Annotated in this window: 8 protein-coding genes and 1 pseudogene; 5 read left to right on the plus strand and 4 right to left on the minus strand. The window is 60.6% G+C overall.

Translation table 11 applies throughout. From position 1 onward, the window contains the following. The first annotated feature begins 94 nt into the window (after window positions 1–94). The 3 genes from istA to BES08_RS27640 all read left to right on the plus strand — a co-directional run bounded on the left by istA (window position 95) and on the right by BES08_RS27640 (window position 3,118). Window positions 95–1,588, plus strand: a complete 1,494-nt coding sequence (gene istA, locus BES08_RS27630) for an IS21 family transposase (RefSeq protein WP_081799279.1) — start codon at window positions 95–97, stop codon at window positions 1,586–1,588. Next, a complete protein-coding gene (istB, locus tag BES08_RS27635; RefSeq protein ID WP_036531279.1) occupies window positions 1,585–2,352 on the plus strand; it encodes an IS21-like element ISSsp5 family helper ATPase IstB in 768 nt (255 codons plus the stop codon). The genes istA and istB overlap by 4 nt, the downstream gene beginning before the upstream one ends. Before the next feature lie 229 nt (window positions 2,353–2,581). Then, complete coding sequence (locus tag BES08_RS27640; protein ID WP_156800013.1) at window positions 2,582–3,118, plus strand: hypothetical protein; 537 nt, start codon at window positions 2,582–2,584, stop codon at window positions 3,116–3,118. Window positions 3,119–4,712: 1,594 nt separating this feature from the next. On the opposite strand, the gene BES08_RS27645 is transcribed toward BES08_RS27640, so the two are convergent. Together BES08_RS27645 and BES08_RS27650 are read right to left on the minus strand one after the other, a co-directional pair. After that, window positions 4,713–5,645 carry an ArdC family protein gene (locus BES08_RS27645; RefSeq protein WP_069709980.1) on the minus strand — a complete coding sequence of 311 codons (933 nt, stop codon included), beginning with the start codon at window positions 5,643–5,645 and terminating at the stop codon, window positions 4,713–4,715. A gap of 84 nt (window positions 5,646–5,729) precedes the next feature. After that, window positions 5,730–8,003, minus strand: a complete 2,274-nt coding sequence (locus BES08_RS27650; RefSeq protein WP_069709981.1) for a ParB/RepB/Spo0J family partition protein — start codon at window positions 8,001–8,003, stop codon at window positions 5,730–5,732. Window positions 8,004–9,380: 1,377 nt separating this feature from the next. Here BES08_RS27650 and BES08_RS32270 point away from each other — a divergent pair. Beyond that, window positions 9,381–10,259, plus strand: coding sequence for an energy transducer TonB (locus BES08_RS32270; RefSeq protein ID WP_083274875.1), 879 nt, complete (start codon window positions 9,381–9,383; stop codon window positions 10,257–10,259). Between the two features lie 434 nt (window positions 10,260–10,693). Here BES08_RS32270 and BES08_RS27655 read toward each other — a convergent pair whose 3' ends face one another. Together BES08_RS27655 and BES08_RS27660 are read right to left on the minus strand one after the other, a co-directional pair. Then, complete coding sequence (locus BES08_RS27655; RefSeq protein WP_069709982.1) at window positions 10,694–11,848, minus strand: IS110 family RNA-guided transposase; 1,155 nt, start codon at window positions 11,846–11,848, stop codon at window positions 10,694–10,696. A 37-nt stretch (window positions 11,849–11,885) separates the two neighbouring features. Next, complete coding sequence (locus BES08_RS27660) at window positions 11,886–12,356, minus strand: toprim domain-containing protein (protein WP_231958387.1); 471 nt, start codon at window positions 12,354–12,356, stop codon at window positions 11,886–11,888. A 92-nt stretch (window positions 12,357–12,448) separates the two neighbouring features. Here BES08_RS27660 and BES08_RS27665 point away from each other — a divergent pair. Beyond that, window positions 12,449–13,057: pseudogene (locus tag BES08_RS27665) on the plus strand (transposase); the annotation flags it as partial. Window positions 13,058–13,098: the final 41 nt, after the last annotated feature.

Raw genomic sequence — 13,098 nt, forward strand, 5'->3', positions numbered from 1 at the left:
ACGCTAGCGGCGGGATAGTCCTGCTGCGGGCGGCGTAAAAGTCGTCCACCTTGAAGCCTTTCTGCCAAGTCAGGGAGGTGTGGGGATCTACAGCGTGGAACTTTATCTTCAGGTCCGTTTGGCTTGCGCGGATGGCATGAGCCAACGGGCGGCGGCGAAGCGTTTCAATGTGTCGCGCGATACGGTGCGCAAGATGCTGTCGTTTTCATCGCCGCCGGGTTACCGGCGTCAGTCTGCACCGCAGCGCCCGAAGCTGGACGGGTTTGTGGGGATCATCGATGGATGGCTTGAGGGGGATCGCGGTGTCCCGCGCAAGCAGCGCCATACGGCGAAGCGGGTATTCGACCGTTTGCGCACCGAACATGGTTTTACCGGCGGCTATACGATCATCAAGGATTACATCCGGGAGCGCGAGCAACGCAGCCGGGAGATGTTCGTGCCGCTGGCGCACCCGGCGGGAGATGCGCAGGCCGATTTCGGGGAAGCGCTGGTGGAGATCGGCGGGGTGGAGCAAAAGGCTTACTTCTTCGCGCTCGATCTGCCGCACAGTGATGCCTGCTATGTGCGAGCCTATCCGGCGGCGGTGGCGGAGGCCTGGGTGGACGGACATGTCCATGCCTTCGCGTTCTTCGGCGCGGTGCCGCGCTCGATCGTCTATGACAACGATCGCTGCCTGGTGGCGAAGATCCTGCCAGACGGCACGCGCAAGCGTGCCACGCTGTTCAGCGCTTTCCTGTCGCATTACGTGATCCGCGACCGCTATGCCCGCCCGGGCAAGGGGAACGAGAAAGGCAATGTGGAAGGGCTGGTTGGTTACTGCCGCCGCAATTTCATGGTGCCGATCCCGAAGTTCCCGACCTGGGAGGCGTTCAACCTGTGGCTGGAGGAGCAATGCCGCAGGCGCCAGCAGGACAAGGTGCGCGGGGAGAGCGAGACGATCGGTGAGCGCTTGCAGCGCGATTTGGCGGCGATGCAGCCTCTGCCCGCTACACCCTTCGAGGCCTGCGATCAGACCGGGGGGCGGGTCTCCTCGCAATCCCTGGTGCGCTACAGGACCAACGATTATTCGGTTCCGGTGGCCTGGGGCCATCAGGAAGTCTGGATCAGGGCCTATGTCGATGCGGTGGTGATCGGATGCCGCAGCGAGGTCATCGCCCGTCACCCGCGTTGCCATGCCCGCGAGGAGGTTATCTTCGACCCGCTCCATTATCTCCCGCTGATTGAGCAGAAGATCAACGCATTCGACCAGGCGGCCCCTTTGCAGGGCTGGGACCTGCCCGAAGCGTTCGGGACGCTCCAGCGGTTGATGGAAGGGCGCATGCACAAACATGGCAGGCGCGAATATGTACAGGTGCTGCGCCTGCTGGAAACGTTCACCATCGCCGATCTCCAGGCGGCGGTGGAACAGGCCATCGACCTTGGCGCCATCGGCTTCGATGCCGTCAGGCACCTGGTCCTGTGCCGGGTCGAACGCGTGCCGCCCAGGCTGGACCTGGACGTCTATCCCTTCCTGCCACGCACGACGGTCGAGAAGACCTTTGCCAGAGCCTATATGAGCCTGCTGTCCGACAGGCAGGAGGCCGCATGAGCGATCAGGCACCGGAGATTCTTCTCGCTCACCATCTCAAGGCACTCAAGCTGCCTACGTGCCTGCGAGAGCATCACAAGCTCGCCCGGCAATGTGCCGCTGAAGGCGTCGATCATATCCGCTTCCTCGCCCGTCTCGTCGAGATGGAGATGATCGACAGGGAGCGTCGTATGGTCGAGCGGCGCATCAAGGCCGCGCGCTTCCCCGCCGTCAAAAGCCTCGACAGCTTCGACTTCGCCGCTATCCCCAGGCTCAACAAGATGCAGGTGCTCGAGATGGCGCGCTGCGAGTGGATCGAGCGGCGTGAGAACGCCATCGCTCTGGGGCCATCGGGCACCGGCAAGACGCACGTAGCTTTGGGGCTCGGGCTGGCAGCATGCCAGAAAGGACTGTCGGTGGGCTTCACCACTGCGGCGGCGCTGGTCAGCGAGATGATGGAGGCGCGCGACGAGCGGCGTCTCCTGCGCTTCCAGAAGCAGATGGCCGGATACAAGCTGCTCATCATTGACGAACTGGGCTTCGTACCGCTCTCCAAGACCGGTGCCGAACTGTTGTTCGAGCTGATCTCCCAGCGCTATGAGCGCGGCTCCACCTTGATCACCAGCAACCTGCCCTTCGACGAATGGACTGAAACCTTCGGATCCGAGCGCCTCACAGGCGCGCTCCTCGATCGTCTGACCCATCACGTCAGCATCCTCGAGATGAACGGCGAAAGCTATCGCCTCGCTCACAGCCGGGCCCGAAAGGCCAAAACCAGACCCTGAAAATCAAGCCAATGCCGGGGGGAGTGGCCTTCGGGCTACGCCCTCACGCCACTCCCCCCGGCATGTAACACCGTGGCCTGGTTTTACGCCGCCGAATGGCCGACTTTTGCTCCGCCGTTGACATCCACCAAAATTGCACTTCCGTGGAAACTGACAAGAATTAGGAACGCTCAGGCGTTTCGCCACGTTTCCCCTACGCAACTGCGTCGACGGGAAATGAGAAATGAGAGTGACCTCTTTCATGGCAGGCGCCCTGATAATCGGCGTCGCTGGCGCGACCTCACTCGGATTGATTGCCGCGACCACCGTCCCCACACAAATCACCGGAGTCGAGGACACTTGGCGCGACCGCTATGGCTGGAAGGGCGATGTCGCTAGCGATGTCGGTTCGCAGGAGACCGATAGCTACGCCCTCGCTGACAATGTGACGCCGACCTGGCTTTTCAATTCCGCGTCAGTGCCGGACGACTTTGCGAAAAGCGATAACGATCGCTCCTACAACGACTATGCGCTGTCGCCGGATCGCTATGATTACGCCGACTTTTCCGTCGATGAGCCGCCCGGGACAATGTCGGCCAGCTACAATGCCGAACCGCAGGCGCTGGATAATGGTGGGCCCGAGGCTGCCGCCCGGTCGGCAAATCAAGTGGCACTCGAGGTGCGCGAGGTAGAAACGGCCCCTACGGATGCGCATTCAGCTGAGCAAACGGCCAATTTGGGAGCGGACGAACCTCCGGGAGTGGTGTTGGGAGCCCCGCAGCCCTGAGAACGGGGCGTGCGCTCCAGGCAAAATCGAAGGCTGATCCGCGCGGCCCGGTGTCGGATGCAATCCCAGTTCATAAATCTCAGGACGTAGCAAGTCAGTTACGTTCGCTACGAGGCGGAAGTCATAATGCCGCCGCTACCTTTCGCGGCTCAGGGTTTCAGGCAACTTGGAGTGTTTGCGGTAGAGGTGGCCCGCCGATATTTCGATCCATCCAGCGGTCACTTTGTCGGGGGCGAGGTTGCCGCTTTCGATAAGCGCGTGGATCTCGGCCTCTGCTTGCTGTATTACGGCTTCCCATGGATCGGACGGCATCTGTGAAGGTGCAGGTCCATCGGGCGTTGTTCCGGCGTTCTATGTGGTCGGCTGCAAGAGTGTCGGTTTTCGGTACCTGCCGACGCCGGGCATCGCGCCGCGCTTCTGTGCCGCATGCCTGGGAATCGAGCGAGGCCACGCGATGGGCATACGGCTGCAGGTAAGGGATGGCCGCTCCCTTGACGCCGAAAAGGTGGAGGCGCGGGCCGGGATCGGGCAGCACCTTGTCGGTGGGCGACAACCGCGACCAAACCCTCAGGGCCATGAATATCGCGCTGGCACATGGAGCCGACGCCGACGACGGTGCTCGGATTCATGGACCAAGCCAGCGCTTCAGCGCAGCGTTCGTAGTCATCAGGACGCGCTACCGCGCGTCTTTAGCGAGCCGGGGGGCTTGTGCGGGGGAAGTTTCAGGATGGTTTTGGACGCGCTTAAATGCATAATGGATCGGCATGCTCCGAACCGCCGACAGGTGACTTGGGACGGTGCGGCGTATATTGGAACTTGCATGCGGTGCGGTTGCAATATTATTCGAAAAGGACGAAAAAATGGCGTAGTAACGGCCCGGTGGTCGAGTGATGGTGGACGTTGTACGGGAGAGAATTGTTAGAACCAATTTTTTCATTGTTCTCTCTGCTGGTCTTTATGGCACGCATCTGGAAGAGGTTGCGATTACTCATTCCAGCCCCACGCGGAACGGGTCGTCGGCCAGTCGAGGTAGGCCGCGCCAGACAAAGGTGTCACTGGGCGGCGGCTAACTTCCGCGCTCGTAGTGTAATTTCCGTGGTAGATTGCGGATTCGATCGTAAGCGCCGACGGAAGACGGCGTTGACGTAGGGTTATTTGGTTTTCCGCGGGCGCGGCGCGCATTTCTTGGTGAGACCGCGAAGCGAGCCTGTATCACCTCAATGTGGGGTTGAGATCCTATGGGGATGTGAATATCGACCGACACCCTGCCACGATGAAGTCGGCAATAACCACCAAGAGACCTACAATGCAAATCGCGAAACGGCGTTTCGAGGCGTCGACCACTATTCGCGTTGATCTTGCCGCAATCTTCGTTCGTTAGCGCGGATTATCAAACCGCTGGAAGTCGCCAACTTCGGCCACTACCGTGCCTGCCACAATTAAGGCTACACCCCTCATCGCCTGCACGGCTGTTGTTTGGCGCATTGGTGAAGGTGAATTGGGCGTCGAGGTAGGACTTGGGGGTATCGTGCCCGCCCATGTGGTGCCTGTTCATGAAGAGCCAGCCCATGGTGATGTCTCCTGCTGATTGAAGTCATGCCGCTGCGTTCAGGGCATCGCCGGCAGGCGCAGTCGCCTGGGCAAGGCTGAAGGCGCGCAGATAGTTGAAGGCTTGTTCGGCCTTGGCCGAAGCAGTGAAGATGGCGCTGTGGTCGGCGCGGAGCACCCTGACCCAATGCGCGAGGTAGCTGGCATGGCTGTCGTGCAATTCGGTCGGCAGGCCGAGTTCGGCGCAAATATAACTTGCTGTAAGTTCGGCACAAAGTTCTTCGACGCAGTAAGCATCGTCACCGAAACGCTTGCCGAACGTCCGGTTGAGCCGGTCCTTGCTCCCGCTCCAATGTGCGCTTTCATGCCCTCGGGTAGAGGCGTAAGCGTCACCCGACTTGAAGCTGCCGGGACGGGGTAGCTGGATGTAGTCGCCCAGCGGGCTGTAATAGGCTTCGTCGCCGCCATGGCGTACCCGCGCAGGCATTGCCGCGAAGAAGGCATCGATCGCGTCCTGGCGCTGCGAAAGCAGGGTCGGTGTCGGGGGAACGTCGCGGGCGTAGTAGTAGTCGGGCAAGCCCTCGATCTCGTCCGCGTTGTAGACGATGTAGTGGCGCAGGAAACGGATCAGCTGGCCGGTGGCCTCGCCCATCAACCCCGGCTGTCCGGCCTTGCGGAAGCTGGAGGCATAGATCGACATGGAAGGATCGGCCTTGCGGCGAACACGCGCACCGAGTTCTTCGGCCTGGCGGGCGGTCATCCAGTAGCGGCTGCGGTATCCACGCGCGTCGGCGATCGTCCAGAGCCAAAGGCAGTTTATCCCGTTGTACGGGGTGCCTTCGTGGCGCAGAGGACGGCCGCCCTCCCCGGTCAGCGACCAGGACCGGGTCCATGGGGTGGTTCCGGCCTCGAGCCGGGAGACGATGGCGTTGGTGACTTCGCGCGCGATGTCACGTGAATTGCGTGGTTTAGTGGACATGAGGCGCTGCTCCCGATAGCAAAAATGGCTCCACCGTCGGCGTCTCTGGGGGGAGACGTCGGCGGTGGAACCTTCTGAGCGGCGTTATTCCGCCGCTTCCGCCCACTGACTGACGTCATCGTCGTCGCCGTAGACAGCGGGCGAACCGTCATCGACCTGCTGATCGTCGTCGCCTTCGGCCTGGCCCGCATCGTCGATCGAAACGCCCTCGCCGTCATCCCCGTCGTCGGGCCCGGCAAGGGCTGCGTCGATCAGGCTGGCCAGATCGTCCTCGGCTTCGCCGTCGGAGCCACGTTCGCCGGCTTCTTCGGGCGTGTCGTCATCGTCCTGATCGATCGTCGTCTCGGCGGGGGTGAAGCGCATCGCTGCGGGTACCCAGGCGAGCGCCTTCTCCTTAACGTCGGCCTCGATCACCGCGTCGCCGGCGAACAGCTTCTCGCAGGACGTCGAGATTTCGCCCTTCTTCTGGCTTGCATGGCGGCTCGAGAGAGCAGGGCCGCCAACCTCGTCGAGGAGCGAGAGCAGCGCGCCCTTCGATACGCGGTCGAAGAAGTTTGCCGAGGTCGGGCGCCACCACTTGGCAACATCGACCTCGAGGAGCCCTGCAAGGTGGTTCTGAAGGGCGTTCTGGCGATGGCTGTAGGTTTCCTTCGACTTGAAGGACTTGGCGACCGTCCAGGCCAGCCACGCGGTCTTGGACTCATCGCCGAGCGCACGGAAGGCGTCGAAGCGTTCGATCATGCTCTTGTGTTCGGTCCAGGAGGCGTCGAGGCCCTCGCGCACTTCGGCCAGATAGTCGTGCGCGACCGACTGCGGATAGGCGTCGAAGCGAACCGGATCTTCGGGATGCGGAGCATGGATGCTGGTGCCGCAGCTCTCGCGCATGATGTCGACCTTATCGACCATTGCGAACAGCATGTAGTCGAGCGCGAGCGCCGGATTGGCGATCATGGAAGCGCCCAGAACGTCGCGGCGCTGCACCGCAAGCTGGTCGAGGAGAACCTGGCTAAGCGCCTTGCCGCCCGGTGCGGCCTCGTCGGGAGACACATCCTTGGTGCCTCCGGTGACGGTGGCGGTCTCGCCTTCCTCGATGCGGAAGGTCGGCACGCGCGGCGCAGCATCGCCGGAAGTTTCGCCCTCGATACCGTCTTCCCCGGTTTCGGGCGCGTCCTCGTCGTCTTCGTCGGGCTCGACCATGGTGACGCTGAGCGGCGTCTCGCTGAAATAGGTGTCGTCGAGTTCCATGCTGCCGTCCTGCGAGAGCGTCAGGAACAGGCCGACACGCGGGGCGAGTTCGGGAGGAAGGATCTTTTCCTGTCGACCGGCATCGCGCAGTTCGTCGCTGAGAGCATCGTGTTCGGCATCGAGGGCCTGCCAGGCTTCTTCCTCGAGTTCCTCGTTCTCCATTTCGAGGCTCACGATGCTGAGGCGTGCTTCGATTTCTTCGATGCGGGTCAGCTGTGCTTCGCTCAGCGGAAGGTTCGGCAGGCTGACGCGGAACAGGCCGTTCGCGACTTCCCAGGTCGAGGCCGAGGCGACGGGACGAATCCAGGCCAGGCCGCGTTCTTCCCCGATCCGCTTGGCTTCGGCTTCCATCTTGGCGGCCGCGAGCGTCTGGGCGATCTCGGGGTTGGTCCAGCGATCGCCGTTGTCGCTGAACAGGTCGCGATCGACGACGCCGCCCGCCGCAACATAGGCTTCCTCGCCGACGAGGCGCGCGATCGGATCGCTCGACTTCATGGAGTCGTTGGCGATGACGCGGCGGATGGTGTCGGCGCTGGTGTAGTAGCTGTTGGCGCCGTAGCTCTTCCAGACCATCAGCTGGCGCTCATGGCTCTCGGTGGAGGCATATGCCTTGGCCATGTCGAGGGTCATCTCGCCCGACTTCAGGGCGTCGAAGATCGGCTCGGCAAGGTTCGCGAGCCGCAGCCGCCCTTCGACGAAACGGCGGGTGATGCCGAAACGCTTGGCGACCGCGTCGATGTCGCCGCCCTGCCCGAGGCAGTACTGGAAGGCGCGGCATTCGTCGGCGGGCGACATATTGAGGTGATGAAAGTTTTCAGCGAGCGAGGCTTCGGAAAGCTCGTCGTTGCCGCCGCTCAGGATCAGCACGGGCACGTCGTATTCGGCCGCGCTGATGTCGCCGCGCTCGGCGAGCAGCGTGAGGGCACGAAAGCGGCGGCTGCCGGCAATGACGCCATAGGAGCCGCGCGGCTTCTTCACGGAAGTCACGACCAGGTTCTGCAGGATGCCGCGCGCGAAAATGTCGGCGGCGAACTGTTCGATCAGGTCTTCGCCGCGGGTACGCACATTGATGTCGGAGAGGACCAGCTTAGCCAGCTTGACGGTCTGGATCATGGGAACAACACCTTCTTCTCATCGTCCGGCCAATTCACGGACACCTCTTCCCTTCCCCCTCCCCTCACATGGGCAATTTGCGGTCAACGGCTGGTTGGGACGAACCTGACGTCGTTCATTAGCGGCGGCCGCACCTGGCATGCCGCCGTCTCAAAAAGGGTGGTGAACGGAAGCCGGTTTTCGTACTTTGGTAGCGGCGGCACCGGAAACGCCGTTTTGGAGCGCGGCGCTCACGGCCCGGAATGACGAAAACCGATGGATTGCCGTCATTGCAAAGGCTGAGAATGATAGCGTAAGCAGATACAATGCGCGTCCGGAAGAACATCATCATGTCGATTGCTGCCTTCACTTTGGCAGCCTTTCCAGCGCTCAGCACAGCCACGACACCGATGGCCATCACCTACAACTGCCAATCGACCCACGGCAGGCCGGACCGCCCTCTGGTGAGCACTTAGTCGGCTGCGGAAGCTATCTTTCTTGCTGTGGAGCCAGCTACCAATCCCCACGCCGATAGTGCAAGGTTTCCGGAAATCTCCGTACGAGAAAAGAAATGGTCTTGGGAAGTATTCCGCTGGAATTCCCGGAATGGGGACCGAGATAGCCAACTTGCTATCCGCATCGACCGGTGCAGTGGGGAGATATCCAATGTCGAATTTGGGCTGCGCCGCTGACAAGCAAATGACCTGACGGTTTCCGTTGGCTGGCAAACCGTCGTTATCTTGTTCTGAAACCGTTCAAGCGAGAGGGGCAATCATCAAGCGCGGCTGTCATGCGCCATCGTTTTCCAGTCCACCGAAACATACCAGTACACTCTTCTAGGCTAACTTCTGTCGCGATGCTCGTAACGCCTTTTCCCCGCATATAGTCTTCGCTTGAGAATAAAAACGTGCAACGCACATTACGATTTCCGGCGGGGGAGCAGTCAATTTCGCTGACACGGGTTGCGAAAGGCCGCGTGCAACTTACGGATGGGCGACAAGAGTGCTCCGATAGATAAGCGCTATAGAGAGAATTAATTACATCACTTGATGGCGTGAATGAAAAATGCTCGCTCTCAGCGTCTGACGCGACAGCTTCGTCCGTAAACCCGTTAAGGAAGGCGCAGCTGAGTGCCATTCCGAGTACTATGTTGACCCTCATACGCGATGAATCGCAGAAACGTCTAAGGTCCGCAACAGGACGCTTTCCGCTGGATCGGTTTGCCGATTAAAATCCTGCAAGGCGGTTATTCCGGTTTCGGCGACCGGGTTTGCGCTGCCTGATGACCGAGAGGGGTGGTAACCGGACGCGATGTGCATCCCACTAAGCGCGCAATATTTACTTTTCTGAAGCTCTCATAGCGTTACTGCGACGACATCTTGGGAGCCAGTGAACCGTATGCTGAAGTTTGTTGACTGCTGGGGGCGGGTTGGTGCCTTCACTTTTGTGGTAGCCTGCTCATGGGCGGTAGCATTGGAGGCGCAGCCCGCTCAAACCAAGCCTGTCGAAACATGGGATATATATCAACGCACGCATGGCTGCGTGATCGCAAAGTCTGACTTTAAAGAACCGACCTTAGAGCCAGCCTACCTTCGACAGTTCCGAGGTCCGACCTTAATTCTTTTCAAGATTCCCATGCCTGTCGGAGCACCATTATCTCGAGGGGATGAAAGGGGGAAACTCCAACCGTCAAACTCTCCGGGAATACCAGTTCAAGTTCGCTGGGGTAGTTCGATGGACCCGCACAAGCCTAATTGGCCCGTCGAGCGCCTTATGTCAGTTGCATTAGAGCAATCTGCTCTACCGGCCTTTACGAGAGCGCTAGAGGATAATCGCACACTTTGTCTGGTCAGTAATCAAGTACAGGTTGAGATTGCCGTTCCCAAGGCGGATCGTTGGAGCCAGACCACGATTTGCTTGGAAAAAGTTGGCAACCAGTTGCTAACAGCTTCACCGAAAAATGCAAATGGCAGTACGGCGAACGTTAGTCGAGACGTACCTCTTCCCCGCGGATCCGGGAAAGAATGGTTTTCGGTGAACAATTATCCCGCCAGAGCGCGCGCAGCTAATATACAAGGAGATGTATCTGTCGCCGTAAGTGTTGATAAGTACGGTTACCCCGTAGGCTGTAGTGTTGTCGAATCGTCTAATAATAAAGATTTAGATGAAGGCGCATGTTCCCGCCTCGTCGCCGTGGCGCGATTTTTTCCCGCACTGGAAAAAGACGGCAGAGCAGTTAATGGTGTATGGAAAACCGTCATACGTTGGCGACTTTAGTGCGAATGCGGGACGCTGAGTAAAGTCGGCTCGCCTGAGATCATCGGCATGTCCGCTTTGGGGCGTGTCCGGTCAGGCCGTTTTTTCACCTTCCGGTGCTTAGCGGACCCCGCAGACGATCGCCCCGAACAGTTCGCCGTCGGGCGTAGCAGGACCATGGCACCGAAAATCCTTCGCGCGTTTTTACATCGTGACGACCTCCAAGTTCGGATCCCCAAGTCTGAGCCATTTCACGCGTACCGTCAGCCGGTCCGCTACAACCTCACATCCGGTCGCCGCTCCCACGCGGCTGCACCATAATCCCGCTTTCGCCGGGTCTGGCTCAGGTGACGAGACCAATCTCTACGAGCGGCATATGAAGCCAGAGGAGGGCGCGGTTCGTCTACCTGGATCCCGCGAGGTCGATGCCTCGCTGGATATTCGAACTAATTCGATCAGGCTGCCTTTAAGATGGCGCCTTTGGGCACGACGCCGGCCGTGGAAAATTGCCACAGCGCGATAAGCAGCTTTCGTGCCATTGCTACGATCATGACCCGGCGAATGCGTCCGCCGCCGTCCTGAACGCGCTGATTGAACCACTGAGATAATTCGGAGCCTGGTTGATGGCGAAGCCAGAGCCACGCGACCTGAATCATCGTCGTTCGAAGACGCTTGTTGCCCGCCTTCGATACTCCTTGCTCGCGGTCGATAGTACCGCTCCTCCATGGCGATGGTGCTAAACCTGCATACGCTGCAACCTGCCGTCGGTTGGCAAAGTGGCGGTAAAAGCCTTCACTGTACAAAGTGCCGGCGAACTCATGGCCGATACCCCGTAGCTGAAGCAGGAGCCCTGGCGCGTTTGCCGTCCCCACGGCCTCAACCGTAGGCAACATGGCGTCCCGGACTTTGTTGACCTCGTCGATCTGAGCTATCACCATCTCCAGGCGATCGAGTTCACGTTCGATCTGGCGACTGATGTGGTTCGGGAGAGGCCGGCCATCGCCGGTTCGCAGTTCCTCAAGAAGCGCCCGCCGATTCGCCCCCACTGGCTCGTATCCAGTGATCCCTTGGGCAAACAGCAATCCCTTGATGCGATTGACATGCTGGATGCGCTCGCCAACGAGTACCCGTCGTTCGCGCCCGATCCGCCGACGGTCTTCGTCCTCGACACTAGGCACCGCCACCATGGCACATACCCGCGGCTCGCCACGTTTGTAGGCGAGCAGCGCGCGCACCAGCGCCTCGCCATCAAGGCGATCGGTCTTGGCCCGCCGACTGCGCCGAGAGGTGGCAATCGAAGCCGCATCCACGACGTGGCTTTCAATGCCTTCATTCACAAGACAACGGTGAATCCAGAAACCGTCGAGACCCGCCTCCTGAATCACGACCAAACTATAGGAGATACCGGTGCGCTCGCGCACCTTCGTCTCCAGCTGACAAAATCTTGCGAGAAGAGCTACGATGTCACCCCCCGGTACCGTATGACGGGACATCCGCTCACCATTACCGGGCGCCAGTGAAGTGACGAGCCAAGTAGATCGGCTCAATTCCAAAGAAACGAAGATTGCATTCAGCTGCGTGCTGATGGTGGCATGAGATGAAACTGACACGAGCTACCTCCTTCACGATCTGCGTGCGCCGATCTTATCATCGCTGGCACCGTCCCGCGCCCATGGTATCTCTCTTCTGCGTCTCGAGGGCTTCAAGCGCCTGTGCCCAATCCTTGTAGCCCTTGGGGAAATCGACGCGGATCACGCGGTTGTCGCTGGCGTAGCGATGTGATGCCCGGTTTACGGCCCGGCGCCCCGCTATGTCGCAGTCGCCCGCCAGGATCAGTTCAGTCACGCTGTCGGGAATCGTCGCCAGGCCGAAACGTCGCGACCCAAGCGTTGCCCAGCACGGAAGCTTATGGAGCAGGCTCCACGCGCGAGCGGTCTCGAAGCCTTCGGCAAGGCCGATGGTGGGACCGGTACCGCCCCCACGCCATGCGCCCAGGCCGAGCGAACCGATGGTCGCCTTTGCGGTGTAGCGGCCCGTCTCGGGATCGAGGAAGATCCGCTGCAGGGCAACGAGCCGCTGGCCTTCGCGCACGGCGACAAGCACGGCGGGCTTGAACACGGTGTTGGGCTTCGCACCATGAGGGCATCGCGGAGGTGGGTTCAACGGGTGGAGGCAACACTTTAATTTTTTGCGGAAGATGGAGTGTCGCAATGAAGCAGCGTCGTCGGATCTATTACACGGCCAGTCAGCGAGCAGAGATATGGGATCGCTGGCAGCGCGGGGAGTCGATGAGTTCGATCGGACGAAGGTTTGATCGAGAGTAATCGTCGGTACTTTCGGTGATTTCGCCGACAGGCGGCATCCGGCCTGCCGCTTGCAAGCGCGGCAGTCGTGCGCTGAGCCTTGCCGAGCGCGAGGAGATATCGCTTGGCCTGAGCGTCTGCGAACCCTTGCGTGCGATAGCACGGCGACTGGGCCGCTCGCCCTCGACAATCAGTCGCGAAGTCAGGCGTAATGGCGGCGTTGCGCGGTATCGGGCGACCATATCCGATCAGGCGGCATGGGACCGCGCCTTGCGGCCCAAGCCCTGCAAGCTGGCTTGCTCGCCATCGCCGGCACAGGCAGTAACAGTCAAGTTGCGCCGCAAATGGTCACCGGAACAGATTGCGGGGTGGCTCAGGCGCAGCTTTCCCGAGGAGCCGCATAAACAGGTGTCGCACGAGACCATCTACAGAAGCCTGTATATGCAGGCGCGCGGGGTTCTGAAGAAGGAACTGCTGAGGCATCTGCGCGCCCGGCGCACGATCCGCATGTCGCGGCCGAAGGTGCCTTGGCCTATCGCCGGGACGACATCGTCGGG

The sequence above is a fragment of the Novosphingobium resinovorum genome (genome assembly GCF_001742225.1).
GTDB classification, from domain to species: Bacteria; Pseudomonadota; Alphaproteobacteria; order Sphingomonadales; family Sphingomonadaceae; genus Novosphingobium; species Novosphingobium resinovorum_A.

What these genes read in the sequence shown, in the direction of transcription:
- BES08_RS27645 (WP_069709980.1), bottom strand. Translation starts at nt 5,645, where the DNA reads ATGTCCACTAAACCACGCAATTCACGTGACATCGCGCGCGAAGTCACC.
- istB (WP_036531279.1), top strand. Translation starts at nt 1,585, where the DNA reads ATGAGCGATCAGGCACCGGAGATTCTTCTCGCTCACCATCTCAAGGCA.
- BES08_RS32270 (WP_083274875.1), top strand. Translation starts at nt 9,381, where the DNA reads ATGCTGAAGTTTGTTGACTGCTGGGGGCGGGTTGGTGCCTTCACTTTT.
- BES08_RS27650 (WP_069709981.1), bottom strand. Translation starts at nt 8,003, where the DNA reads ATGATCCAGACCGTCAAGCTGGCTAAGCTGGTCCTCTCCGACATCAAT.